At 67.5% G+C, this 25,774-nt stretch carries 26 protein-coding genes; 11 read left to right on the forward strand and 15 right to left on the reverse strand.

Features of this window, described 5'->3' with window-relative positions:
* Window positions 1-326 precede the first annotated feature (326 nt).
* From ACWPKK_RS07175 to ACWPKK_RS07205, 7 genes are all read right to left on the reverse strand, one after another.
* Entirely contained in the window at window positions 327-3,311 is a 2,985-nt protein-coding gene (locus ACWPKK_RS07175) for an ATP-binding protein (RefSeq protein ID WP_452002269.1), read from the reverse strand.
* Window positions 3,312-3,374: 63 nt separating this feature from the next.
* A complete protein-coding gene (locus tag ACWPKK_RS07180) occupies window positions 3,375-3,794 on the reverse strand; it encodes a response regulator (RefSeq protein ID WP_452002272.1) in 420 nt (139 codons plus the stop codon).
* A 56-nt stretch (window positions 3,795-3,850) separates the two neighbouring features.
* Complete coding sequence (gene cheB, locus ACWPKK_RS07185; RefSeq protein ID WP_452002274.1) at window positions 3,851-4,930, reverse strand: chemotaxis-specific protein-glutamate methyltransferase CheB; 1,080 nt, start codon at window positions 4,928-4,930, stop codon at window positions 3,851-3,853.
* Complete coding sequence (locus ACWPKK_RS07190) at window positions 4,927-6,345, reverse strand: chemotaxis protein CheW (RefSeq protein ID WP_452002276.1); 1,419 nt, start codon at window positions 6,343-6,345, stop codon at window positions 4,927-4,929. Before ACWPKK_RS07190 ends, cheB begins: the two co-directional genes overlap by 4 nt.
* Window positions 6,342-7,082 carry a CheR family methyltransferase gene (locus ACWPKK_RS07195; RefSeq protein WP_452002279.1) on the reverse strand — a complete coding sequence of 247 codons (741 nt, stop codon included), beginning with the start codon at window positions 7,080-7,082 and terminating at the stop codon, window positions 6,342-6,344. The genes ACWPKK_RS07190 and ACWPKK_RS07195 overlap by 4 nt, the downstream gene beginning before the upstream one ends.
* Before the next feature lie 3 nt (window positions 7,083-7,085).
* A complete protein-coding gene (locus ACWPKK_RS07200; protein WP_452002282.1) occupies window positions 7,086-7,241 on the reverse strand; it encodes a hypothetical protein in 156 nt (51 codons plus the stop codon).
* Window positions 7,238-8,449 carry a methyl-accepting chemotaxis protein gene (locus ACWPKK_RS07205; protein ID WP_452002285.1) on the reverse strand — a complete coding sequence of 404 codons (1,212 nt, stop codon included), beginning with the start codon at window positions 8,447-8,449 and terminating at the stop codon, window positions 7,238-7,240. The genes ACWPKK_RS07200 and ACWPKK_RS07205 overlap by 4 nt, the downstream gene beginning before the upstream one ends.
* Before the next feature lie 215 nt (window positions 8,450-8,664).
* Between ACWPKK_RS07205 and ACWPKK_RS07210 the strand changes: the two genes are divergently transcribed.
* Together ACWPKK_RS07210 and ACWPKK_RS07215 are read left to right on the forward strand one after the other, a co-directional pair.
* On the forward strand, window positions 8,665-10,659 hold the full coding sequence (locus ACWPKK_RS07210) for a methyl-accepting chemotaxis protein (RefSeq protein WP_452002288.1): 1,995 nt from the start codon (window positions 8,665-8,667) through the stop codon (window positions 10,657-10,659).
* Between the two features lie 244 nt (window positions 10,660-10,903).
* A complete protein-coding gene (locus ACWPKK_RS07215; protein ID WP_324865732.1) occupies window positions 10,904-11,143 on the forward strand; it encodes a hypothetical protein in 240 nt (79 codons plus the stop codon).
* A gap of 23 nt (window positions 11,144-11,166) precedes the next feature.
* On the opposite strand, the gene ACWPKK_RS07220 is transcribed toward ACWPKK_RS07215, so the two are convergent.
* From ACWPKK_RS07220 to ACWPKK_RS07250, 7 genes are all read right to left on the reverse strand, one after another.
* Window positions 11,167-11,469 (reverse strand): DUF2934 domain-containing protein, encoded by a 303-nt coding sequence (locus ACWPKK_RS07220; protein ID WP_452002292.1) that lies wholly within the window; start codon window positions 11,467-11,469, stop codon window positions 11,167-11,169.
* Window positions 11,470-11,583: 114 nt separating this feature from the next.
* Window positions 11,584-12,591: an endolytic transglycosylase MltG gene (gene mltG / locus ACWPKK_RS07225; protein ID WP_452002295.1), complete on the reverse strand. Its 1,008-nt coding sequence runs from the start codon at window positions 12,589-12,591 to the stop codon at window positions 11,584-11,586.
* A gap of 48 nt (window positions 12,592-12,639) precedes the next feature.
* Window positions 12,640-13,902, reverse strand: a complete 1,263-nt coding sequence (gene fabF, locus ACWPKK_RS07230) for a beta-ketoacyl-ACP synthase II (RefSeq protein WP_324865726.1) — start codon at window positions 13,900-13,902, stop codon at window positions 12,640-12,642.
* 127 nt (window positions 13,903-14,029) lie between these two features.
* Window positions 14,030-14,269: an acyl carrier protein gene (locus ACWPKK_RS07235; protein WP_014247969.1), complete on the reverse strand. Its 240-nt coding sequence runs from the start codon at window positions 14,267-14,269 to the stop codon at window positions 14,030-14,032.
* Between the two features lie 188 nt (window positions 14,270-14,457).
* Window positions 14,458-15,195, reverse strand: coding sequence for a 3-oxoacyl-[acyl-carrier-protein] reductase (gene fabG, locus ACWPKK_RS07240; protein ID WP_324865724.1), 738 nt, complete (start codon window positions 15,193-15,195; stop codon window positions 14,458-14,460).
* A gap of 39 nt (window positions 15,196-15,234) precedes the next feature.
* Complete coding sequence (gene fabD, locus ACWPKK_RS07245; RefSeq protein WP_014247972.1) at window positions 15,235-16,176, reverse strand: ACP S-malonyltransferase; 942 nt, start codon at window positions 16,174-16,176, stop codon at window positions 15,235-15,237.
* Window positions 16,177-16,467: 291 nt separating this feature from the next.
* Entirely contained in the window at window positions 16,468-17,454 is a 987-nt protein-coding gene (locus tag ACWPKK_RS07250; RefSeq protein WP_452002300.1) for an acyltransferase family protein, read from the reverse strand.
* A 416-nt stretch (window positions 17,455-17,870) separates the two neighbouring features.
* Between ACWPKK_RS07250 and rpsF the strand changes: the two genes are divergently transcribed.
* The 9 genes from rpsF (at window position 17,871) to ACWPKK_RS07295 (ending at window position 25,281) form a co-directional block, all read left to right on the forward strand.
* Window positions 17,871-18,311, forward strand: coding sequence for a 30S ribosomal protein S6 (rpsF, locus tag ACWPKK_RS07255; RefSeq protein WP_085089177.1), 441 nt, complete (start codon window positions 17,871-17,873; stop codon window positions 18,309-18,311).
* Complete coding sequence (rpsR, locus tag ACWPKK_RS07260; RefSeq protein ID WP_012974291.1) at window positions 18,312-18,581, forward strand: 30S ribosomal protein S18; 270 nt, start codon at window positions 18,312-18,314, stop codon at window positions 18,579-18,581.
* 49 nt (window positions 18,582-18,630) lie between these two features.
* Window positions 18,631-19,590, forward strand: coding sequence for a DUF2232 domain-containing protein (locus ACWPKK_RS07265; protein ID WP_452002303.1), 960 nt, complete (start codon window positions 18,631-18,633; stop codon window positions 19,588-19,590).
* Window positions 19,590-20,153, forward strand: coding sequence for a 50S ribosomal protein L9 (gene rplI / locus ACWPKK_RS07270; protein ID WP_174469753.1), 564 nt, complete (start codon window positions 19,590-19,592; stop codon window positions 20,151-20,153). Before ACWPKK_RS07265 ends, rplI begins: the two co-directional genes overlap by 1 nt.
* A gap of 261 nt (window positions 20,154-20,414) precedes the next feature.
* Complete coding sequence (locus ACWPKK_RS07275) at window positions 20,415-21,701, forward strand: class I SAM-dependent methyltransferase (protein ID WP_452002306.1); 1,287 nt, start codon at window positions 20,415-20,417, stop codon at window positions 21,699-21,701.
* Window positions 21,702-22,026: 325 nt separating this feature from the next.
* On the forward strand, window positions 22,027-23,250 hold the full coding sequence (locus ACWPKK_RS07280) for an NADP-dependent isocitrate dehydrogenase (protein ID WP_310113161.1): 1,224 nt from the start codon (window positions 22,027-22,029) through the stop codon (window positions 23,248-23,250).
* A gap of 131 nt (window positions 23,251-23,381) precedes the next feature.
* Entirely contained in the window at window positions 23,382-23,762 is a 381-nt protein-coding gene (locus ACWPKK_RS07285; RefSeq protein ID WP_452002309.1) for an oxidoreductase, read from the forward strand.
* A gap of 102 nt (window positions 23,763-23,864) precedes the next feature.
* On the forward strand, window positions 23,865-24,821 hold the full coding sequence (locus ACWPKK_RS07290; protein ID WP_452002311.1) for an SPFH domain-containing protein: 957 nt from the start codon (window positions 23,865-23,867) through the stop codon (window positions 24,819-24,821).
* A 4-nt stretch (window positions 24,822-24,825) separates the two neighbouring features.
* Entirely contained in the window at window positions 24,826-25,281 is a 456-nt protein-coding gene (locus ACWPKK_RS07295; RefSeq protein ID WP_452002314.1) for an NfeD family protein, read from the forward strand.
* Between the two features lie 66 nt (window positions 25,282-25,347).
* On the opposite strand, the gene ACWPKK_RS07300 is transcribed toward ACWPKK_RS07295, so the two are convergent.
* Window positions 25,348-25,716 (reverse strand): GcrA family cell cycle regulator, encoded by a 369-nt coding sequence (locus ACWPKK_RS07300; RefSeq protein ID WP_324865698.1) that lies wholly within the window; start codon window positions 25,714-25,716, stop codon window positions 25,348-25,350.
* Window positions 25,717-25,774: the final 58 nt, after the last annotated feature.

The following is a 25,774-nucleotide window of genomic DNA, read 5'->3' on the forward strand; positions in this document are numbered from 1 at the left end:
ACGCAACCGGAGAAAAGGGGGATCGGGGAAGGAAGGAACGGCGGAGCACACCCAGGGCCGGGGCCTGCGGTGGGGGGCAACGTCGGCCGCGAAATGGCCTTGGACGCGCTCCGCCGATAGGTACCGTCCGGAGGCAAACGGGAGAACCGGACGGTCATGTCCGATGGCAGGGGACCATCGGGAAGAGACACCAGATGAGAAGACGCTCTGGATGACTGGCCGGTGTTTCAGGGGGGCTGGCCCGACCGCGTCACAAGAAGGACTTTAGCCCGGCCGCCCTGTCCCGAACCTGACCCGACCATGAAATCCGCGTCATGAACCGGCGTTCATGCCGGGGTGGAGGGGCCGGGGTGGAGCGCCGGGGCGGCGGCCTCCCGCCGCTGGGCCGCGGCAGCCAGCCGGTACAGTTCGTCGCCGTCCAGGATGATGACGATGCGGCCGTCGTTCAGCAGGGAGACGCCGCCGACTCCGGGCACCTCGGCAAGGCCGGGATGGCTTTCGCGGACGAACAGGTCGCCCCGTCGCAGCAGCCGGTCGATCTCGAGCCCGATGCGGCGGCTCCCATGACGGAGCACGACGATGAGGCGCTGGCCGGGACCGGCCGGCGGCCATTCCCCTTCGGCGGGGAAACCCAGGGCGTCAGCCAGCCGGACCACCGGCAGCACCCGCTTGCGGCGCATCACGGTCCAACAGCCGGACACAAGGTGGAATTCGTCGGCGGTGAAGCCGCAGACCTCCTCCACGAAGCGGTCGGGGATCGCCAGCACCTGATCGTCCACCTGGACCAGCAAGGTGCGCAGGATCGCGGCCGACAGCGGCAGGTCGATGGCGAAGGCTGTGCCAGCCCCCTCCCGCGTGCGGATGACGATGCTGCCGCCAAGCCGCGTGATGGCGTTGCGCACCACGTCCATGCCGACGCCACGGCCCGACGTTTCGGTCACCATGTCGGCGGTGGAGAAGCCGGGCGCGAAGATGAACTCGCGCACGGCCTCGGGCGAGAGCTGCAGGCTGTCTTCCTCGCCGATCATACCCTGGCGAACCGCCTTGGCTCGCACCGCCTCCGCGGCGATGCCGCGTCCGTCGTCGGCGATCTCCACCACCACGCGGCTGTTGCGCTGGATGGCGCGCAGGCAGAGCGTCGCCTGCGGCGGCTTGCCCGCGGCCTCGCGGTCGGCCGGCGTCTCGATGCCGTGGTCGATGGCGTTGCGGACCATGTGCATCAGCGGGTCGTAGAGCGTCTCCACCATGCTCTTGTCGATGCGCACCTCGCCGCCCTCCATGACGAAGCGCACCGACTTGCCCTGGAGCCGCGCCAGTTCGCGCACGACGCGGGGGAATTGGTTGAACAGGGTTTCGATGGGCACGACGCGCAGGTCGAGCGCCGCCTCCCGCAACCGGTCGACGGAGCGGCTGAGCTGGGTGTCGAGGTCGAGCAGATCGCGGCGCTGATGCTCCACCGCCTCCTGCAGGGCGCGGAGGTCGGGATCGCCGGCGCCCAGCCTCTCGGCCAGCGACGCGAGCGCCTTCTCCATCCGCAAGTCGTTGGCGGTGGCGTTCAGGTCGCCGGACAGCAGGACCATGCCGTCGATGCGCGCCATGAAGCGGTCGACCACCTCCCCCGGCACACGCAGCACGCCGCCGCCGGGGGCCGCGGCGGGACGCACCGGGGAGGCGGGCGTGGCCGGCGGAAAGCTGGACGCAAGGACCGGCGTCGTCGCGGCGGCGGCGGGAGCGACCACCGGCAATGCGGGGCCTGCCGGTTCCTCGATCATTCCGTTGGTGAGTGCCGCCTCGTCATCCGCGGACGGTTCGGACGGGGTGCAGGAACGGATGCGCAGGAACCCGCCGCCGGGATCGATGCCGGCCAGCGCGTCGGCCAGCGCTGGAAGCTCCTGCGGCGAGGCGATCAGCACGCGCAGCCAGGTCTTGCCGTCGATGAATTCCGGCCAGTTGGTGATCGCCCGCACCTTGCTGCCCATCCACTGGACGAAGCCGGAGGCCACCTCCGCCGATGTCTCCAGGAAGGCGGTGACCTCATAGAGCCGGACGGACGGGTCGGCGATGGCGGCGCGCAGGTCGGCGGTGCTGTCCGGCGACAGGAAGCGCAGCAGGCCGGGATCGAGCCCGAGACCGGACAACTCGTCCGCGCTCAGCGGGCGGCGCGCTTCCCCGGCCTCCCTCTCGGCGGAAACGGCATCGACGAAGGCACGCAGGCGCCCTTCCAGCGCCGCAGCGCCATCGACCTCCAAATCCTCGGCCGGGTCGCGGGAGGCCCATGCCGCCAGATCGGCCAGCGCGCAGCGGGCGTCGTCCAGCAGGACGGGCCAGTCGGCATGACCGGCGGCGGGCGCCCGGCGCATCACATCCGCCAGAACCCGCAACAGGGCGGAGCCGCGCGGCAACCGGACGATGTCCAGCGTCGACGCCATGCGGTCGAGCAGGCCCGCAAGTTCACCGGCCACGGTCCCGTCGGCCAGGGCCGCCGGATCGGACAGCAGCGCATCGGCGCGGGCGCTGCCCTGGGCCAGAAGCTGGGCATTGTGGTCGGCAAGCAGGGTCGCCAGGATCGCCGCCCCGGCGTCCTTGCCGGTCAGCCGGCCGATGCGGGCGCTGGCGGTGGCGACGCCCTGAAGCTCGCGCAGGATGCCGTCCGCATCGCGGGCCGTCAGCGCTTCGCGGAAGCGGCGCAGCGTGTCGGCGAAGGGCAGGAAGTTCAGCCGCTCGCAGGCCAGTTCCAGCCGGTCGGCGGTGTCGTCGACGGTGCGGATCCCCTCCTCATCCAGGCTGTCGAGGTCGAGCGCACGGGTCAGCGTCGCCATGCCGTCATGCAGCAGCCCGACGAAAAGACCGAGCATCCGCTCGTTTTCGTGCAGCCGCGCCGGCGGGGGCGGCGGCGATGCTGGATCCGTTTTGACGGCCGGGGTCTCACCGCCCAGTGCGTCGAGCCGCGCCAGGAGTTCGGCCGGCGCCTGCCCGTCGCGGCGGTCGCGCATGCCGGCCTCCGCCAGTCCACGCAACGCATCCAGCGCGTCCAGCAGCGGGGCGGCGACCTCCTCCGTCAGGGGCAGTGCGCCGGTGCGCACGCGGCCGAGAATCGTTTCCGCCCGGTGGGCCACCGCCTCCATCGCGAAGAGGTCCATGGCGCGGGCCGCCCCCTTCAGCGAGTGGAAGGAGCGGAACAGGGCGGCGATACGCTCCGCGTCCGTCATGTTCCCAGGGGTGGCCGACAGCAGTTTTTCCAGCAGGTCGAAATGCTCGCCGGCCTCGACGCCGAACTGCCGCCACAGGGTCTCGATCAGTTCGCTGCTCATGGGTCACCGCTCATGGGGTCACCGCTCATGGGGTCACCGCTCAAGGGGCCGTCAAGCCGGGGATCAGGGCTTCACGGGCGGAAGGCCGGCGGCGCGGCGTATGGCGGCGACGATGTCGTGGCCCTTCTTATGGGCGAGGTCGAGGCTCATGGTGCCGGACGGCTTGGCGATGATTTCCACCGCTCCCAAGGCACGGGCCTCGGTCGCTTCGGGCGAGCCGACCTGGGCGACGGACGAGATGATGATCACCTTCGCGCGTGACATCAGCGACAGATGCTCCATCACCTCCAGCCCCGACATCTCCGGCATTTCGATGTCGAGCAGGACGATGTCCGGCTTGAGGCTCTTGACCATCTCCAGGGCCACCTTGCCGTTTTCGGCCGCACCGACGAGGGACAGCTCGTCGTCCGCGCGCACGATGTCGCCGATGATCGTGCGCATCAGCACCGAGTCATCGACCAGCAGGATCGTCGGCTTCGCCATGGGTGACAGTTTCCTATGCTTGCAGTGCCAAACGGCGTTCGGATCGGGTGTGGTGGTCAGGCGGGTGAGAAGAGGGCGTTCAGCTTGCGGGCGATTCCCGCGACCGGCAACACCTCCGTGGCCACCCCGGCGCGGATCGCCGCCTTCGGCATCCCATCGACCGCGCAGGTGGCCGGATCCTGGACCAGGACGGTAAAACGCCGCTCGGCGAAAGCGGCGGCCCCTGTGCTGCCGTCTTCGCCCATTCCGGTCAGCACGACGGCGACAGGCGACTCCGCCGCCTCCGCGGCGCTACGGAACAGCCGGTCGGCGGAGGGATGGTAGATGGTCTCCGCTGGATCGGCGGCATGCAGGGAAAACCGGCCGGAAGCCGTACGGCGCACGATCCAGTCGCCGCCGCCGCGCAGGATGGTCACCGCGGCAGGGTCGAGTGCCGCACCGTCGCCACCTTCCACCACCGGACGGCCGAGCGACCGGGTGAGCGACGCGGCGAAGCCCGCGGTGAAGCTGGCCGGCATATGCTGGGCCACCACCAGCGGACAGGGCAGCGGCGCCAGCGCGCCCAGCAGTTCCGCCAGCGCAACCGGCCCGCCGGTGGAGACTCCCACCACGACCAGGTCGGGGCGATGCACGCGGATGCCGCCGCGGATGGCAGGGTGCGATGGGGCCGGCGGTTCCACCACGGGCGTGGGCGTCGGGGCGCTGGCCGCCTCCCCGGTCAGCTCCATGCGCCAGCGGCCCCAGTGGCGCACCTTCTCGGTCAGCTGGCGTTCGATGGACGCCATGTCGAAGGTGATGAAGGAGCTGTTCTTGCAGACGAAATCCACCGCCCCGGTCTCCAGCGCCCGGATGGTGGCCGCCGCCCCGTCGGACGTTTCGTTGGAGACCATGATGCAGGGCGGACCCTTTTCCGCCGCAATGGCCTGCACCGCTTCGATGCCGTCCATGACCGGCATGTTCAGGTCCATGGCGACGACATGCGGCTTCAGCTTGCGCGACAGGCGCAGCGCCTCGGCCCCATTGCGCGCCTCGCCGACGATCTCGATGTCGGAGGCCGGCTCCAGCATCTTGCGGAGCGCGATGCGGACGAAGTTGCTGTCGTCGACGACCAGCAGGCGGATGCGCGGATCGGTCATGGCGCGGCGGTCCCGGCCGGAAGGGCTTTGGCTGCGGTGGAGACGGCGGAAGAGGCGGCGGTCAGCCCCTCCGGCCGCAGCACCGGGATCAGCGCATGGTCCAGACGGATGACGGCGGCGGTCAGGCGGTCAGACAGCGGATCGACGTCCTCCGCGGCGATCTTGCGGATGCGCTGGATCTCGTCGGCGATCACCGCCACGGTGCCGCCGTCGATCTCCACCAGGATGGCGATCCCGGGCGTGGCGGGTGCGGCACCGACCGGCCCCTGCGACAACAGCCGGCGCAGATCGAGCACCGGCAGGATGCGGCCGTCCACGTCGGTCAATCCGTCAAAGCTCTCCGCCCCCTGCGGCAGACGCATGCGGTCGGAGGACTCCACGACGCGGCGCACCTTTTCGAACTCCAGGGCATAGACCCGCGCCTCGACCGCGAAGGTCAGGAAGCGGCGGTAGAAGCGGCGCGGCAGGCGGCTTTCGGCCAGATCGTCGTCCGGATCGCCTCCCTCGGGGATGAAGCCGCCGATGTCGTCGAGATGATCGCCCAGCATGCGTGCCCCGCTCCTCACGTCGAGCCAAGTTCCATCGTAATCCACCACCTGGGCCGGCGCACCGGCCTCCCCGGCGCGCATGCGGTCCAGCGGCACGCGCACCACCCCGCGCACGCCGTCCACCCGTACGCCAACGGGGCCACGGCGTGTTCGCAGCACGACGGTATAGCCGCCGGGACGGTCGCCGAACCCCAGCGGATCGGTGACCAGAACGGACCGCTTCGGCACCGACGCCACCCCGCGGACGATGGCCGGCGCGTTGGGCAGAGGGCGCAGGTCGGCGAGCGGGAAGACCAACAGCAGATCGGCTGTTTCCAATGCCTGCGGCCGCCCGGCGACCTCCACCATCAGCAGGCGGACGCCGGCCCGCTCGCGCGACGGGTCCGGCGGCTCGGCGGCGGCACCGGTCAGCGCGTCGGCATCGAAAATCCCGGCATGGACGGCCCCCCGCCCCAGTTCCATCCGGTCCGGGTCGAGCAGGCGCAGCAAGCGGTCGCAATGGCGCAGGCGGCCGGCGACCGGCGTCCCGCAATCCTCCGGCTCCGCCCCGGCGAGCGTCACCCGCTCCGCCGGCAGGGTGCCGCCGATCCGGCCGGCGCGCAGGGCCAGCAGCCCGGCACCGGCACGCAGGACGATCAGCAGCCCGCCCCGCCGTCCGCCCGCCCAAGCCAACCCGAGCGACCGATAGCCGGTGACGTCCAGAACCGGCAGGATGCGACCGCCGACGGTCGCCAGTCCCTCCACCTGCGGCGGGGCGAAGGGCAGCCGGGTGGTACGGGTCGATTCGGCGACCTCCTCCACCCGGTCGGCGGGAACGGCGAAGGGAGTGCCGGCGATGTCGAAGGTCAGGAAGCCGTCGGCCGTCATGGCGCGATCTCCCGCCGCCGGTAGGCGAGCGCGCGGTCGCCGCGGTGACGCTCGAACCGGCAATCTTCTCCCAACCGGTCTGTGGTGCCCAGCACCAGCCAGCCGCCCGGCGCCACCGCGGCGGTCAACAGGGCCAGCGCCCGGTCGCGGCTGTCGTCGTCGAAATAGATCATGACGTTGCGGCAGGACACGAGGTCGAAGCCCCCCTCCGGCGCACTGTCCGGCGGGCCCGCATCCATGAGATTGTGACGGACGAAGCTGACGATGCGGCGGGCATCGGCACGCACCCGGCGGTGCAGCGGCGCCTCGCTCCCCAGCGGGACGAACCAGCTCTCATAGCCGTCCGGCATCTCGCGGAACGGCCCAAGCCCCTCCCCGCCATAGCAGGCGTTGGCAGCCTGCCGCACGGCGATGCGGCTGAGATCGGTTCCCAGCACCTGCACGTCCCAATCGGTTTCCAGGCCATGTCCGGTCCGGTGCGCCTCCCCGACGTCGGCCAGCGCCTCCAGCGTCACGATGGCGAGGCTGTAGGCCTCCTCCCCGGTGGCGCAGCCGGCGCTCCACAGCCGCAGGGTCCGCGCTGCGCGGCGGTCGGCGATCAGCCGGGGGAGCAGATGGCCACGCAAATGGGCGTGGTGCGGCAGGTCGCGGAAGAAATAGGTCTCGTGGATCGTCAGGTTCTCGATCAGGCTGAGCCAATCCGGGCTGTCGGCCGGCGCCCGTTCGATCTGCGCCACCCACTACTCCAGCACCGGCAGGGGCATCGCTGCGAGGATGCGCGCCAGCTTGCGTTCCAGCGGACGGTCGTGGCGGATGCCCGCCTTGCGCCGGACATCGTCCAGCAGCCGCCGCGCCAGGGCGTCGAGCGGGCCAAGGGGAGCGCCACCCTCGCTCACGATGCCCGAAAGCGCTCAGCCAGCCGCCGCGTGTCGTCGGCCAGCCGGGAGAGGTGGACCATGGTCGCGGTGATCTCCTCGGACGCGGCGGCGTTCTTCGACGCGACGGTGCGGATGTTGCCGACGTTCGATTCGATCTCGACGATGTGGTCCTGCTGATCGGCCATGGCCGCGGCGACGGATTGGACCATGCGGTCGATCTGGGTCACGCGTTCGGCGATGCCGTCCATCATCTGAACCACCTCCGCGGTGGCGGCCATCCCCTCCTCCGCCATCGCCGCGGCGGCCTCGACGATCTCGGCGATCTGGCGGGCGCTTTCCACGGCATTGTCGGCAAGCTTGCCGACCTCTTCGGCGACGACCTCGAAGCCCTTGCCCTGCTCGCCGGCGCGGGCGGCCTCGATGGAGGCGTTGACCGACAGGATGTTGGTCTTCACCGCGATCTGGGTGATCGCCTCGGTGATGCGGCCGATGCGGCGGCTGTTGTCGCCGATGGTCTGCGACACCCGGACGAGCCGCGCCATCTCCGCCTTGCCCTTGTCGGCGAAGCCGGCGGTGACGCGCACCATGTCGGACGCGGCGCGCGTGCTGTCGGTCACCTCCGCGATGGCGCGGACGGATCGGCCGACGGCGTTCGCCACCCGGTCCAGATCCTCGGTCTGGATGGAGGCGCCGTCGGCGACCTGGGACACTGCCGTGCTGGCTTGGCCCGCAGCGACGGCGACCTGGGCTGCCTGCTGGCCGATGCGCAGGAAGGAGTTGCGGGCATCCTCCACCAGCGCCGCCATCTCGGCATAGCGGCCGGGCAGCGCCGGCAGCGGATGCTGGCCTTCATCCGGTTCGCGGGTCAGGCGGCGAAGCGCGGCGTGCAGTGCGTTCTGAACCGACAAGGTGCGGGCCAGGGAGGCAGCGACCGCCCCGGCTTCATCCCCGCGGAGCGGTGCTGCGGGAGCATCGTCCACGGCACCCTCGGCAAGTCGGTTGGCGGCATCCTGCAGCCGGGCCATCGCGTCCGAGAGGTCGAGCGCCAACACCAGCGCGATCACCAGCGCCAGGGCCAGCGCACCGCCCGTCGCCAGCCACAAGGATTGCGGCGCGATGCCCGGGACCAGGCCGGGCAGCAACAGGGGCAGAAAGGCCGCGGCGGAAGGCAACAGGACGGCGATGCCGAACCGGGGAAGAACTCGCAGGCTGGCCGGAAAGGACATTGCGGTAACGGCTCCTCACGATCGACCAAGGGCGCCCCGCGACAACCCGCGGACGACGCACGCCACCCTTATGACTTGCCGGATGCACCCCAACCGAAGCAAGGTGATTCCAGTGGGTGGTGTCGGATGCCGCATGCCTCGGTTCCGGTCGCCCATCCTCTCCCCCGCTCAACCCGGCTCCGCCGCCACGCGGCCCTGAATGGACCTCCACCGGCATGTCGATCGCCACACGCATCGCCCTGGGTTTCGCCACCGTCCTGCTGCTGACCCTTGCCGTCGCCGTCGCCGGATGGAGCGGCCTGAACACCTACGCCACGCAGGTGGAGATCGCAGCCCGCACCTCCCGCCTCGACACGCTGCTGCTCAGCGCCCGGCAGGAGGAGGCACGCTATCTGATCGACGTCGATCCCTCCGCCAGCCGGCGGGTACGCCAACTGACCGAGCAGTTGAAGACCGAAGCCGAGGCCCTGCTGGCTCTGCCCGGCCATGCCGTCGCCCCCGACGCGCTGCAGGACGTACTGGCGAAGCTGGCGGCCTACCGGAGGTCGTTCGACGAGGTGGTCCAGCTGGAGGTCGAGCGCTTCGCCAGTCTGGCGAAGCTCCGCAAGCAGACTGCAGCCCTCCTGGTGGTGGCGCAGACGCTGACGCAGGAGCAGTCGGCCCGCTATGCCGACGCGCTGGCGCGGCTGAAGGCCGATCCCGGCGATGGGGACGCTCTGAGGACACTGGAGTCCTCCGCCCTGCTGACCACCATCGCCGGGCGGCTGATCCAGGAAACCCGCAGCGCCTTGCTCGACGTGCAGCAGTATCTGATCGAACAGGGCGGGTCCGGCCGCAATTCGCCCAACGCAGCCATCGACCGGCTGTTGTCCATCATCGGAGATGTCCAGAGAGCCTCCAATGGTCCCGAAATCCTGCGGGAGACGGAGAAGCTGACCGCCGCCGTGATGGGCGTGGAAACGGAATTCCTGCTGGTCGCCGACATCGTGGTCCGGCGCAGCGCTGCCCGCGTGGCGATGCGCGATGCCGCCGCAACCGTCAGCGATCAGGTCGCGCAGCTGGTCCACGCCCAAACCGCGGAACGGGAAGCAGGCCGGTCGCGCGCCGTGCTGCTCCTGTGGAGCGGCGCATTGGGAGCGCTGGCGGCCGGAGCGGTGCTGTCGATGCTGATCGCCCGCAGTCTGACCGGCCCGATCGCCGCCACGACGGCCGCCGTCCAGCGACTTTCGGAAGGCGACCTGACGGTCGCGGTGCCCAACACCGGCCGGCGCGACGAGTTGGGCTCCATCGGCCGCGCCGTCGCCACCGTCATCCAGGTGCTGCACGGGCTGCATGGGGAAATGCACCGGCTTTCCGGCAAGCCGGTGAATGATGCCGCAACGGGGAACACTCCGGCTTTCCAGGGCGCCTATGGCGAGATGGTGGCGCTGCTGCAGGAGACCGGCACCGCCTTCCGCGCCATCGGGGAACAGGCGACCCAGGTGGCCGTCGCGGCGGGTCAGGCCAGCACGGCCATCGCCCATGTCTCCGACGGCGCATCGGAGCAGACCGACGATCTCGACCATGTGGCTACAGCGGTCGGTCAGTCGGCCCGCGCCATCGCCCATGTCACCGACAGCACGCGCGATGCCTCCGACATGGTGAAGGACGCCGCCGATTTCGCCGACCGCGGTCGGGAGGACATGGCGCGCCTGCTGCGCGTGTCGCAGACCATCGCGGAGAACAGCCGCCGCATCGGCCGCATCACCGAGGCGATCACCCAGATCGCGGTAAAGACCAACATCCTGTCGGTCAACGCCTCCATCGAGGCCGCCCGCGCCGGCGAGCAGGGCAAGGGCTTCGAAGTCGTCGCCGAAGAGGTCGGCAAGCTCGCCGACAATGCCGTGGAAAGCGCCCGCCAGATCGCCGAGATCATCGAAGCCGCGGCGGCTTTGGCTGAGGAAGGCAAGGCCGTCACCGAGCAGGCGCGACGCCGCATGGATGGGCTTGCCGAGCGGGTGGACCGCATCGACGGCGCCTTCCAGTCGGTCGCCGTGGCCATGGAGGAGCAGCAGGCTTCGGTCCGCGAGATCGAACGGTCGGTGGAAAGCGTTCGAACCGTCGCCTCCAAGAACGCCGCCGCATCGGAGGAGATCGCCGCGACCATGGTCCATCTCTCCCGCTTGGCGGATGAGACGCGGCGTCAGGTGTCGCGCTTTCAGGCCGGCTGAACCCCGGCCTTTGCCACGGTTGCTTCACGTCGCACAGACGTGGTGGCCGATTGTCGGGCCAAGTGGCCGGATACGCGCAGCTGCCCAAATATCCGAAGTGGTAATTCTTAATCCCCAAGCGGAGATATCCGGCATTTAAAGTTCTTTTAACCCTATTCCGCGCCTAATCGACACGCGGGAACGCATGATCCCGAGAAGACACTCACCCGAACATTAGACCCACACGATACCAAGGGAGCTACCCATGCCCGCACAGATGGTCGCCGATGAAGTCCGCAAGGCCAGCCGCATCCACGCGCGCCTTCTGGACGCCTTCATCGACTTGACGGAGCGGGAACTGGCCGGACTGGCCCCCGGCTTCGCCGAAGAAAGCCTGATGGAGGCACTGGAAGCGCTGCGCGCCGCCCGCAAGTCCTATGGTTCGACCGCGGGGGTCATGGTCGTCTCGAACCTGCAACTGCCGCAGGCCTCCAACGCCGCCTGACGTGCTACGGCGGCGGCGGCCGATCAGGCCGTCAGCGTCTTGCGGGTCCGTGGCTTGCGCGCCTTGGGGGGCTCGACCGCCGCGGCTTCCGGCTCGACGCCGGTCTGATCGATGGTCTTGACCGCCCTTGGCTTGGCGTTCGTCGTCTTGCGCGGCGCCTTCACGACCGCGACGACCGGAGAGCGGTCAGGAATGGCTGCCGTTTCCGCCAGGATCGCACGCTCGGCCTGAAACCAGTGCTCGGCATCGCGCCCTTCCGGACATCCCTCGTCCAGCCAGATCGCATAGGCGCGGTCACGGATGCGCTGCTCGACATCCACGGTCATCACATCTCCCCAGGGAATGGTGGTCAGGTCTGCTGCGATGCAAAGACTGCCGAAATTGAGGGGAAGGTGCAACCAAGCGGATGGTTATCGGCCCTCCGCCCCAGTCATCGGCCGTCATTCCGATGACGTTTCGCCGGGCTCGGGCTGCCTGTTCTGCTGGATCTCGCGCCATTTGGCGACATTGCGGTTGTGATCCGGCAACGACTTGGCAAAGACATGGCCGCCGGTCCCGTCGGCAACGAAATACAGGAATTCGTGCCGTTCCGGCTTCATTACCGCCTGGAGCGAGGCCTTGCCCGGATTGGCGATCGGGCCCGGCGGCAGGCCGCTGATCTGATAGGTGTTATAGGGCGACTCGAGCTTCCAGTCGTTGCGGGTCAGTGCCCGCCCCAGTTCACCGCTGCCATCGGTCAAGGCATAGATCACGGTGGGATCGGACTGCAGCTTCATGCCGGATTCCAGCCGGTTGACGAAAACGCCCGCCACCTTGGGGCGTTCCGCCGCAACGCCGGTCTCCTTTTCGACGATGGATGCCAGCGTCAGTGCCTGCTGCGGAGTCTCATAGGGAAGGTTTGGATCCCGGTTCTTCCACGCTTCCGCCAAAGCCTGCGTCATCGCAGCCTGCATGCGCTCGACCAATGCAGGGCGGCTGTCGCCATAGGCGAAGTGGTAGGTCTCCGGCAGGAGGGAACCTTCCTTCGGCGGCTTGGCGATCTCGCCGGTCAACACCGTCTCGCGTTGCAGAAGCGCCACCACCTGGGCGGAGGTCAGGCCTTCCGGCACGGTGATGCGGCGCACCACGGTGCGGCCCTGGCGCATCTGCTCCAATACGCCTTCGATGCTGATTCCAGCGGGGAACTGGTACTCGCCGGCCTTCAACTCGCGGAAGGTTCCGGTCAACTTGGCCGCAGCGGCAAACACCAGAGGCGACCCGATCACACCGGACTCGCCCAGTGTGATGGCAATGGCCTCCAACCCGCTGCCGCGGGGGATGACGACTGTCTCGGCCTGCTCAAGCGGGCCGGCGGCCGTGTAGCGCTGGAACCCCCAGACGCCCACTCCACCCGCCGCAGCGGCCGCGAGGGCCAGCGTCCCCGCGAATATTCGGAGACCCCAGCCCATCGCTCACCTCATGAAGGCAGTAAATCGCAACGCCGGTGCGGGCTTCGCTTACGCGAATTCCTTGAACACCAGCGAGGCGTTGGTGCCGCCGAACCCGAAGGAGTTCGACAGGGCGGCACGGACGCGGCGTTCCTGCGCCACCTTCGGCACCAGATTCACGCCCAGGCAGCTTTCCGAGGGATTCTCGAGATTCAGCGTGGGCGGAACGATGCCGTGGTTGATCGCCTTGATCGAGTAGATCGCCTCGACCGCACCGGCGGCGCCCAGCAGGTGGCCGATGGCCGACTTGGTGGATGACATCGCCAGATTGTCCATGGCATCGCCGAACAGACGCTTCACAGCGCCCAGTTCGATCTCGTCGCCGAGCGGCGTCGAAGTGCCATGGGCGTTCACGTAATCGATGTCGGACGGGTTCATCCCAGCCCGCTTCAGCGCGGCCTTCATGGCGCGGAAACCGCCGTTGCCGTCTTCCGCCGGAGCCGAGATGTGGTGGGCATCGCCCGACATGCCGTAGCCGACGACCTCGGCATAGATGGTGGCGCCGCGCTTCTTCGCGTGCTCCAGTTCCTCCAGCACCACGACACCGGCACCCTCGCCGATGACGAAGCCGTCACGATCCTTGTCGTAGGGACGCGAAGCCTTTTCGGGGGTGTCGTTGAAGCTGGTGGACAGGGCACGCATGGCGGCGAAGCCGCCGACGCCGAGACGGCTGACCGCAGCCTCCGTACCGCCGGCGACCATGACGTCGGCATCGTCCCACATGATCAGACGGGCAGCGTCGCCAATGGCGTGCGCGCCGGTCGAGCAGGCGGTGACGACCGCATGGTTGGGACCCTTGAAGCCGTGCTGGATCGAAATATGGCCGGAGGCCAGATTGATCAGGCAGGCCGGGATGAAGAAGGGCGACAGCCGGCGCGGACCCTTTTCGTTCAGGGTCACGGCGCCGTCGGCGATGCCCGGAAGGCCGCCGATGCCGGAGCCGACCATGACGCCGGTCCGTTCGCGCTCTTCATCGGTCTGGGGTGCCCAACCGGAATCCTTGATTGCTTCCTGCGCCGCGGCAATCGCAAAGATGATGAAGTCATCCATCTTGCGCTGATCCTTCGGCGGAACGAAGGCGTCGGCGTTGAACTCGCCCTCACCCGTTCCGCGCGGGAGCTGCCCGGCGACCCTGGAGGCCAGGTCCGAAGCGTCGAACCCCGTGATGCCGCGGATTCCCGACTGTCCGGAAATCAGCCGCTCCCAGTTCAGCGTGTGGCCGACGCCGAGCGGCGTGACCATACCGAGGCCGGTGACGACGACACGTCTCATGAGGCTGTTCCTTGACCTTTCCTCGAAAATAATGTCGACGATCAAGTCGTCGACGGCCAGGCCCCGCGTTGCGGATGAAGCAGGTGCGGTTTGCCTGGCCCTCGGGGGCTCAATGCCCGCGGCCCGATCAGGCGGCGGCGTTGGCCTTGATGAAGTCGATGGCGTCCTTCACCGACAGGATCTTCTCCGCGGCGTCGTCCGGGATCTCGACACCGAACTCTTCCTCGAAGGCCATGACCAGCTCGACGGTGTCGAGGCTGTCGGCGCCCAGATCGTCGATGAAGGAGGCGTTCTCCACCACCTTCGACTCCTCGACACCCAGGTGGTCCACAACGATCTTCTTCACGCGCTCGGCGATGTCGCTCATCTTTTAAGACCTTCCAATCCTTGAAACCGCTCGGGATAATCCGGTCGGAGCAACACGCGAAGAACGTGCCGTCCTGCCGCGAAAAGCCCCGTCCGATAACACATTTCAGCAGCCTTGACCAGCACCCGCGAGGGAGCCGGGTTGGCGCCGTTCTTCACACGTGGCGATGCCGCCTCGTCCGATCCTCATCAGATCATGGCCATGCCGCCGTTGATGTGCAGCGTCTGGCCGGTGACGTAGGCGGCCTCCTCGCTCGCGAGGTACACGACCCCGGCGGCGATCTCTTCCGGCTGGCCCATGCGGCCGGCCGGAATGGCGGGGAGCAGCTTCTGCTTCTGCTCGTCGTTCAGGGCGTCGGTCATGGCCGTGGCGATGAAGCCCGGCGCGACGCAGTTGACGGTGATGTTGCGCGAGGCCAGCTCGGCCGCCAGCGACTTCGACATGCCGATCAGGCCGGCCTTCGACGCGGCATAGTTGGCTTGGCCCGGATTGCCGGTGACGCCGACGACCGACGTGATGTTGACGATGCGGCCCCAGCGGCGCTTCATCATGCCGCGCATGGCGGCCCGCGACAGGCGGAAGGCCGCCGTCAGGTTCACGTCGATCACCGACTGCCAGTCTTCGTCCTTCATCCGCATGGCGATCTGATCGCGGGTCAGGCCGGCATTGTTGACGAGAATGTCGATCTTGCCCAGCGCCGCCTCGGCGTCCTTGAACAGCTGCTCGGTCGCCGCGGCCTCAGAAAGGTTACCGGGCACGACGAAGGCGCGCTCGCCAAGCTCGGCGGCCAGCGCTTCCAGCGGGGCGACACGGGTGCCGGACAGGGCGACGACGGCGCCCTGGGCGTGCAGGGCCCGGGCGATCGACGCGCCGATGCCGCCGGACGCGCCGGTGACGAGGGCCGACTTGCCGGTCAGGTCAAACATGGATGGCCTCACGAGGCTGATGTATCGGGGAACTGACGGTCACAGGGTCTTCAGGAACGACTCGACATCGGCCGGCGTGCCGACCGACACCGCCGCCAGATCCTTGTCGATCCGCTTGGTCAGTCCGGCCAGCACCTTGCCCGACCCGACTTCGACAAGCCGTTCGACGCCCTGCTCCTTCATGGAAAGAACGCACTCGCGCCAGCGGACCATGCCGGTCACCTGTTCCACCAGCAGGCGGCGGATGGCGTTGGGGTCCGACACGGCCGACGCCGTAACGTTGGCGATGACCGGAACGACCGGAGCCGAAATGGTGACGTTCGCCAGAGCCTCCGCCATCGCGTCGGCGGCAGGCTGCATCAGCGAGCAATGGAAGGGAGCCGACACCGGCAGCCGGACCGAGCGCTTCAGCCCACGTTCGGCCGCCAGCACGATGGCACGGTCGATCGCCTCGGCACTGCCGGAGATCACCACCTGCCCGACCGAATTGTCGTTGGCGATGCTGCACACCTCGCCTTGTGCGGCGTCGGCGGCGATCGCCTGCGCCTGCTCCAGATCGGCGCCCAGCAGGGCAGCCATGGCACCCTTGCCGACCGGCACCGCCTTCTGCATCGCCTGACCGCGCAGCTTCAGCAGGCGCGCGGTGTCGGCCAGCGTGAAGGCGCCGGCGGCGCAGAGCGCGGAATATTCGCCCAGCGAGTGGCCTGCGACGAAGGCGGCATGCTTGGACAGGTCGACCCCGCCCTCGCTCGCCAGGACCCGCATCACCGCGACGCTGACCGCCATCAGGGCCGGCTGCGCGTTCTCGGTCAAGGTCAGGTCGGCCTCGGGGCCTTCGGCCATCAGGCGCGACAGCCGTTGGTTCAGCGCATCGTCCACCTCTTCAAAGGTGAGACGAGCGACTTCGAACGCCTCGGCGAGCTCGCGACCCATGCCGACGGCCTGGCTGCCTTGCCCCGGAAAGACGAACGCCCTGGTCATGCTTCGGTGAAACCCTGGATGAAAGCGCCCCGCCCCTGCGGCGGCACCATGGATTGGGCGACAGTCATACCCTCACTTTTTAGCAAGTCAAGCGACGCGCGATGACCAAAGCGCCAATGGCACGATAAAACGCCACGTAATAAGACAGAACGCCCACGAAAAACCGCCTGGTGGATGGGGTTGTTCGTGGGCGTTGCCCGCCGGGTCTTGCGCTGTTTCCTGCGCTGCAAACAAAGCGCACAAATCAAGGGCGGATCACGGGGAGATCAGGCGCGGACCGGGGACGGACGATCAGGCTTTGCCGACCAGCGCCACCCGGGTCCAGGGCCTCACCTGCGCCAGCGCCTCCAACACCATCGGCCCGACCAGCCCGGAGATCAGCGCAACGCAGAAGATCACCCCATCCCCGGCATCCATGCGGTGCAGCAGCACGCGGGCCCCGGCGGCGAACATCGCGTGATGCAGATAGATTGCGTAGGACGACGCCCCCACCGTGCGGAAGACCCGGCTGGACGGCATTGCATGGAGAAGGGTCACCGCTCCGCCCATGCCGCACAGCAGGGCAACGCTGCTGTTCCAGCCGAAATGGGGCAAATACCCCCAGAGCGAGGCCTGGTGCAGGGCGACCCCCGAACCCAGCGCCAGCCCGGCGGCACCCAGCAGAACGTTGCGCGGCACCATCGCGCGGAAGCGGGTCACCCCGACGCCCAGAAGGAAATGAGGCAACAGGAAGAAGGCCTCGTTCACCGACAGGATATTCGAGTCGAAATGCACGGTCAGGCAGGCGATCACCGCCAGCGCCAGCGCCAGCGCGAATCTGCCCGGCCGGTCCATCAGGTTCGCCGCATCGAGCAGCGCCACAACGGAGAAGATCAGGAACAGTGCCTGCAGGTACCAGAAATGGGCATAGGGGAAGACGTAGATCCGCCACATCGAATCGGGGACGAAGGTCCCGTTGGCACCGGGTGCGTGGGTCTGCAGGAAATAGAAGAGAGCGGACACCACCAGGAACGGGAAGCCGAGCCGGCGCAACTTCTTGAGGAAGAAGGTCGTCAGCCGCTCGACCCGGGCCGGGTTCAGGGCATAGACCAGCCCAGAGATGAAGGTGAAGAGCGGCATGCGGATCAGCTCGAAGCTGTCGGTGGCGTATCGATAGATCGATCCGTCCGCCACCTGCATGCCAGCCCCGGGAATGCCGACCACATGGTAGGCGACCAGCAGGATGCAGGCCAGCCCCCTCAACTCCACCACATGATACGGTAACAGGTTCTTGCGCATGGCTACTCCGGGCACCGGGCTGTCGTCGCCGACGGCGGGCCGGGCCGGATGGACCGAACCGCAAGCTCCGCCTTGAACGGCTTGCGGAACATGGCGCCTGCGCAGGTCGATTGCACTTCGGTCAAATGCGCTGAAGCTATCCCGCGCGATATCCACCGTTGCACCCGGCCTACCCAGCGCACCGGCCAAGCGGCGCGCCCGGGCTGACCCAGCCGGTTTCCTAGAAAGAGGGTAGATTTTTCGAAGGTGGCAGCGCAGGCGGCCGGATTTTCGCTTGCTACCACCGTCGGCCTGTGCATACTGCGCCGCTTCATAACTCCTTGCCGGCGGTCCGCCGTCGGCTAGGCCCGGGCGGCTGATCCGATCCATGAGGGATGCGGCGCAGCGCCGGACCATGAACAGCCATGGGGAGTGCAATGGCACTTTACGAGTGCGTGCTGATCGCGCGCCAGGACATTTCGGCCGCCCAGGCCGAGCAGCTCTCTGAGCAGTTCGCCCAGATCGTCCGCGACAACGGCGGCACGATCGCCAAGAGCGAATACTGGGGTCTGAAAACCCTCACCTACAAGATCAAGAAGAACCGCAAGGGTCACTACACCCTCTTCAACATCGACGCGCCGGCCGCCGCCGTCGCCGAGATGGAGCGGAACATGAGCATCAGCGAAGACGTGCTGCGCTTCATGACCGTGCGTGTCGACGCCCTCGATGCCAACCCGTCGGCGATGATGCAGAGCCGCAACGAGCGTGGTGAGCGCGGCGACCGTGGCGACCGTGGTCCGCGTCGCTTCGACGACCGTGGCCCGCGTCCGCCGCGCCGCCAGGAAAACGTTGCCGCCGCCGAAGGGGAGACCGCGTAAATGTCCGACAAGCAGACCACGGGCGCTCCCGCCCGCACCGGCGGCGCCCGCCGCCCGTTCTTCCGCCGCCGCAAGACCTGCCCGTTCTCGGGCGCGAACGCTCCGGCGATCGACTACAAGGACGTCAAGCTGCTGTCCCGCTTCATCTCCGAGCGCGGGAAGATCGTCCCGAGCCGCATCACTGCGGTCTCGACGAAGAAGCAGCGTGAACTGGCCCGCGCCATCAAGCGCGCCCGTTTCCTAGCCCTTCTCCCCTACGTGGTGAAGTAAGCCCGGCAAAGGGCCGAGGGGTTTCGGTGAAGGCAGTCAAGGGGTTTCCATGGCCTTGGGTCCGGCCGGTCCGCTGGTGGTCGCCGTCGGCGGCGGTCTGATAAGCGCGTTCTTCTACCTGTCCGTGATGTTCGGCGGGATGGGAGCGCTGATCCTGGGCTATCTGGCCCCCCTGCCCCTGTTCCTCACGGGACTGTGGTTGGGGGCGCCCGCGGTGACGGTGGCCGGCCTGGCCGGCGCCGCCGCGGTGTTGCTGGGCACCTCCGGCAGCATGCTGGTGTCGCTGTCCTACCTGGTGACCGGGGCCGCCCCGGCGATCCTGGTGGTGAGACAGTCGCTTCTGGCGCGCTCCCGAGAGGATGGAACCCTGGAATGGTATCCGCCCGGCCGGGTCCTGATGGGCCTGACCGGGATGGGCGTGGCGGCGCTGCTCGCCGCGGTGATCCTGACGCTCGGAGAGCCCGGTGGGCTCGAAGGGTTGATGCGGCAGACCCTGGCTCGAGTCGTCGAGCCGGCGTTTCGCATGCAGGGCCAGCAGGCCCCGGATCCCGAGGCATTCTGGGTGGCGGCCGTCCTGCCGGGACTGGTTGCGGTGTCATGGCTTGTCATGACGATCGTCAACGCGGTGCTGGCGCAGGGGGCGCTGATGCGGTTCGGCCGCAACCGGCGCCCTGCCATGCGTCTGGCCGAGCTGGAGTTGCCCAACTGGCTGGCGCCGCTGTTCGCGGTGTCGGTCGCGGCGGCTTCGGTAGTGCCGGGAACCGTTGGGTTCCTGGCGGTCAATCTGGCGCTGATCCTGGCGGTTCCTTTCGCCTTCGCCGGGCTTTCGGTGGTTCATGTATTCGCCAGCAGCCGATCGGCGCGCACGCTGATCCTGGTTGGCTTCTACATGATGCTGTTTCTCTTCGGGTGGCCGATCCTGCTTTTGGTCGGCCTGGGCATGATCGAGCAATGGATCGGGCTGCGCCGCCGGTTTTCCCCCGCGGCCCCCGGTCAGGAGGACGAGTGATGGAAGTTATTCTGCTGGAGCGGGTCGAGAAGCTCGGCCAGATGGGCCAGGTCGTCAATGTGCGTCCCGGCTTCGCCCGCAACTATCTGCTGCCGCAGCGGAAGGCCATGCGCGCCACCAAGGCGAACCTGGCCGTCTTCGAGAAGCAGAAGGCCCACCTTGAGGCCGTGAACCTCGAGCGCCGCAAGGACGCCGAGCATGTCGCGACCAAGATGGACAACGTGACGGTCGTCGTGATCCGTCAGGCTGCCGAGACCGGCGTCCTGTACGGCTCCGTGACCACCCGCGACGTCTCCGACGCGCTGACCGCCGCCGGCTACAAGACCGACCGCAAGCAGGTCCAGATCGACACCCCGATCAAGACCCTGGGTCTGTTCAAGCTGCGCGTCGTCCTGCACCCGGAAGTGTCGATCACGGTCACGGTCAACGTCGCCCGTTCGGCCGAAGAGGCCGAGCTGCAGGCCCAGCGCGGCGGCATGATCACCGCCGCCGACCTGCGCGATGACGAAGACGAGGAAGAGACCTTCGTCGAAGAGACCGCGACCGAGGAAGAGGAGGGCTGATAGCCCTTCTGCCGCCGACGGACCGGACCAAGGTCTGGAGCCGCTGCGGCACCGTCGCACCGCTCGTCCGGAAGCCGCCCGCCCCAACAGGGGCCGGGCGGCTTTCCGCATTCTGGAGCGACCTTGCCACTGAAGCGATATTCCGGCCGGCACGCATACATCTGCAATGCCCGATTTGGGTAGCAGTCCTGACCGATTGACGGATTGCCGCCCCCCTGCCCCGGCGCCATGCTGATTTTGGCACCGCGGAAGGAGTTCGGCATGCTGCTGGTTCGTCTGCTTGCCGCCGCCATGGGCGACGGAACCCTGGATCTCGTCACTGTCGATGGGAAACACCATCGGATCGGCTCCGGCCTACCGAAACTGACGTTGCGGCTCCACGACCGCGCTGTGGAGCGGGACCTGCTGATCAATCCGCGCCTGCGTTTCGGCGAAGCCTATATGGACGGCCGCCTGTCGGTCGAGGGCGGGACCATCTACGACCTGCTGTCGATGCTGATGAGCGGCAGCGAGGTGCAGGGGGCGCTCGGCCGCGCCGTCGAGACGCTGTCGCCGCTTCTGCGCCGTGCGCAGCAATACAATCCGATGCGGCGCTCGCGGCAGAACGTCGAGCATCATTACAACCTGTCGCGCCAGTTCTATGAACTCTTCCTGGACCGCGACATGCAGTATTCCTGCGCTTATTTTCCAGAGCCGGGCATGTCTCTGGACGATGCGCAGGAGGCCAAGAAGCGCCACATCGCGGCGAAGCTGCTGCTGGTGCCGGGAATGCGGGTGCTAGACATCGGCTGCGGCTGGGGTGGCATGGCGCTTTATCTCGCCCGGCACTCAGGCGCGCGGGTGACCGGCATCACGCTGTCCTCCGAACAGTTCGAGGTTGCGAAGCGGCGGGCCGAGGAGGCGGGACTGGCCGACCGCGTCAGCTTCGAACTGCGCGATTACCGCGAATTCGCCACCGCCCATCCGGCCGCCTTCGACCGCATCGTCTCGGTCGGCATGTTCGAGCATGTCGGCGTCCCGCATTACCGCGACTATTTCGACGCCGTTCGCGGCATGCTGAACGACGACGGCGTGGCGTTGATCCACGCCATCGGCCGGCTGGAGGGACCGGGAGCCACCAATCCGTGGATCCGGAAATACATTTTCCCCGGCGGCTACTCCCCCGCCTTGTCGGAGGTGCTGCCGGTCATCGAGCGATCCGGACTGTTCACGACCGACCTGGAGGTGTTGCGCATGCATTACGCGGAGACCCTGCGCCATTGGCGCAGCCGGTTCGACGCGCGGCGGGACGAAGCGAAGGCGCTGTATGACGAACGCTTCTGCAGGATGTGGGAATTCTACCTGGCGGGTGTGGAACTGGCGTTCCGGCTGCAGGGACACATGGTGTTCCAGGTGCAGGTCGCACGCACCCTGGGTGCGGTGCCGCTGACCCGCGACTACATGGTGAATGCGGAACGCCATCTGGCCGACGCGTCGGCAGGCATCGATGCAACCGCCGGCAAGGCGCCTAAGTTCCGGCCTGCACATACCCCGGAGTCGGCGACCTGACCTGTGGATGGAGTTGATCAGCGCCTTTCGATCGGCTCCCGGCCGCTGGAAAGCCGCAATCCGGCCAACCGGTAATACCAATTGACCATCATGGCCGGCTGCAGTGCCCCGTTGCAAGCGGAATCGTGCGACATCGACGCCTAAGCCGCCGCCGTACCTTCCTTTCCGTCACTGGGCGATGCTATATAACCGCGATTGATTTCCGCCCGGGGTACCGGGGAGCCACCCATGCGGCATGCTCCCTGGCAACAAGCGCCCGCTGGACGACGCGCCCGGCTCCCAAGGAATGACAACGCCCTTACCCGTTCGGGGAGATCTCGCACCCATGACCAAGATCAAGGTAGCCAATCCGGTCGTCGAACTCGACGGCGACGAGATGACGCGCATCATCTGGCAGTTCATCAAAGACAAGCTGATCCTGCCCTACCTCGACATCGACCTGAAGTACTACGACCTCGGCATCGAGAACCGCGACAAGACCGACGACAAGGTCACCGTCGAGTCGGCGAACGCCATCAAGCAGTATGGCGTCGGCGTGAAGTGCGCGACCATCACCCCGGACGAAGCTCGGGTGAAGGAGTTCAACCTCAAGAAGATGTGGAAGTCGCCGAACGGCACGATCCGCAACATCCTGGGCGGCACCGTCTTCCGCGAGCCGATCGTCTGCTCGAACGTTCCGCGCTACGTCCCGGGCTGGACCAAGCCGATCATCATCGGCCGCCATGCCTTCGGCGACCAGTACAAGGCCACCGACTTCGTCGTTCCCGGCCCGGGCAAGCTGACCATCAAGTGGGAAGCGGCCGAGGGCGGCGAGAAGATCGAGCATGAAGTCTACGACTTCCCCGGCGCCGGCGTGGCGATGGGCATGTACAACCTCGACGAGTCGATCGAGGGCTTCGCCCACTCCAGCCTCATGTACGGCCTGGAGCGCGGCTACTCGGTCTATCTGTCGACCAAGAACACGATCCTGAAGGCCTACGACGGCCGCTTCAAGGACATCTTCCAGAAGATCTTCGACGAGTCCTACGCCGACCAGTTCAAGGCCAAGGGTCTGGTCTACGAGCACCGCCTGATCGACGACATGGTCGCTTCAGCCCTGAAGTGGGAAGGCGGCTTCGTCTGGGCCTGTAAGAACTACGACGGCGACGTGGAATCGGACGTCGTGGCGCAGGGCTTCGGTTCGCTGGGTCTGATGACCTCGGTGCTGGTCACGCCGGACGGCAAGACCGTGGAGGCCGAGGCCGCCCACGGCACGGTGACCCGCCACTACCGCGAGCACCAGAAGGGCAAGGAAACCTCGACCAACCCGATCGCCTCGATCTATGCCTGGACCCAGGGCCTGGCCTATCGCGGCAAGTTCGACAACACCCCGGACGTCGTCAAGTTCGCCCAGACGCTGGAGCGCGTCTGCGTCGAGACCGTCGAGTCCGGCTACATGACCAAGGATCTCGCCATCCTGATCGGCCCGCAGCAGCCGTGGATGACCACCAAGCAGTTCCTGGACAAGCTGTCGGACAATCTGGAAAAGAAGATGGCCGCCTGGTCGTAAGGCCGGCACTCTCTTTCTCAGGGTGCGACGCCGCGTCCGGGTCAAACCGGACCGCGGCTCGGCTAGGGTTCCGGCGGGGAGTTTCGGCTCCCCGCCTTTTTCTTGTCCAGTTCAGGAAAGGACCGAACCCGATGCCCAACGATCTGTTCCGTGTCGCCGTCGTCGGCGCCGGCGAGACTGGAACGCCCCTGCTGCGCAAGCTGCTGGCCGCCCCGTTCGTCGAACTTCTGGGTGTGGCCGACCTCGATGCAGAGGCGCCGGGCATGCGCCTCGCCAGCCACCGCGGCGTCAAGACCACCACCGACTTCCGGGAACTGGCTCGGTTGGGCGAGCAACTGGACGTGCTGATCGACGTCACCGGCGTGCCGGCAGTCCGCGAATCCCTGCGCAAGGCGATGCAGGAGACCGGCAACCATCACACGGTGATCGTCCACGAGATGGTCGTGCAATTGATGCTGTCGCTCCTGAATGGCGAATTGGTGCGGTTGAAGCACGACACGCAGGACTATTGAGGCGGCGGCATTTGCAGGCTCCGCGAATTGCCCCATGATGGGCGGAGGGTGTCCACTGCGGCGTCCGCCCATGTCAGGAGCCCATCTCAGGAGCGGCCATTGATGGAACTCGGCATTCTGGTCATTGCGGCATTCGTTCTGGTCGTCATCTTGGCGATCACCAGCGTCCGCATCGTACCCCAGGGGTTCAACTTCATCGTCGAGCGGCTGGGCCGCTATCAGGAAACGCTGCTGCCGGGCTTCAACGTCATCTTTCCGGTCATCAGCTCCGTCCGCGCGAAGGTCGACATGCGCGAGACCGTGGTGGACGTGCCGTCGCAGAGCGTCATCACCAAGGACAACGCCGCGGTGACCGCCGATGGCGTGCTGTATTTCCAGGTGCTTGATCCGATGAAGGCGACCTACGAGGTCAACGACCTGCAGCGGGCGATCCAGACGCTGGCGATGACCACCACCCGCACAGTGATGGGTTCCATGGACCTGGACGAGTTGCTGAGCCAGCGCGAAGCGATCAACGCCAGCCTGCTCCGCGCGGTGGACGAGGCAACCGCCTCCTGGGGTGTGCGGGTGACCCGCATCGAACTGCGCGACATCACCCCGCCCGAGGACATCGTGCAGGCGATGGGCCGCCAATTGAAGGCGGAGCGCCTCCGCCGTGCCCAGATCCTGGAGGCCGACGCCGAGAAGGAGAGCCAGATCCGCATCGCCCAGGGCAAGCTTGAAGCCGCCAAGCTGGAGGCCGAAGCACGGGAGCGGCTGGCCGAGGCGGAGGCCAAGGCGACCCGTCTGGTCTCGGAGGCGGTGGCGCAGGGATCGAACCAGGCGCTGGGCTATTTCCTTGGTCAAAAATACATGGAGGCGCTGAAGGCCTTCGCCGCCTCCCCCAACCAGAAGACCATGATCCTGCCGGTGGAATTGGCCGGCGTCGCCGGTGCCCTGGCCGGCTTGGGCGAGTTGGTGCGCGATGCCACCCCGCCCCGTACGCCTGCCACGCCGCCGCCCGCTCCGCGCAATCCATGGTCCGTACCACCGACCACATCCTCCGCGGACGGGGAGTAAGCGGATGTCGCCACTGCTGTGGGGAGCACTGGGCGCCTTGCTGATCGCGGCGGAACTGGTGCTGCCAGGGATCTTCCTGATCTGGTTCGGCGGGGCGGCTTTGCTGACCGGCCTCGTCACCGCGCTCTGGCATGACTGGGGGCTGGTCAACGAAGCCGGCTTCTTCACCATCGCCGCAGGCGCTGCGGTGGGCATCGCCATCGCCCATGCACGGCGGCGCAACGCATCGTCGGAAGGCGACGCCGCACGGATCAACGATCGGGCGGGACAGTTGGTCGGCAGGGCTGTGACGTTAACGGAGCCGATTGCCAACGGTCACGGGCGCGTGTTCGTCGGCGACACGCTGTGGGCGGTCGAGGGGCCCGACCGTCCGGCGGGAGCCGCCATGGTCATTGCCGGAAACCGCGGCATGGTGCTCGTACTGCGCGATGCGGTTGAACTGCGGCAGGGTGCGCAATAACGGCACCCAACAAAAAAGCCCGTCTCTCCCCCGAGAGCGGGCTTTCTTGAACAAGCGGTCAGCGGCTCAGGCAGCGCCGACGTTGCGGTCTTCGTCACGCTTCTTGCTGCCCGAAGCCGGCTGGTAGGCCAAGGCCGCGTGTTCGGCGCAATAGGGCATGCCGGGCAAGGCGTTCTTGCCGCAGAAATGGAAATCCTGGTGCTTGGGATCGCCGACCGGCCATTTGCACATCCGCTCCGTCAGAGCAAGGATGGTGGCACCGCGCGTCGGCTTCTTCTTGATGGGCGACGGCCGGCCAGACAAACCCAGACGGTGGGCCTTGCCGATGACCGCGTTGCGGGTGATGTCTCCCAGAATGTCGGCGATCTCGCTCGCGCTCAACCCCTGGGACCAGAGATCCTTGAGCTGTTGAATCCGCTCGTCCGTCCAACTCATCCCCGAGTACTCCCGATCCGGTGTCCGGTTATGCTGTGGCAAACAGGTCACGGTCTAG

The organism is Azospirillum largimobile (genome assembly GCF_977007025.2).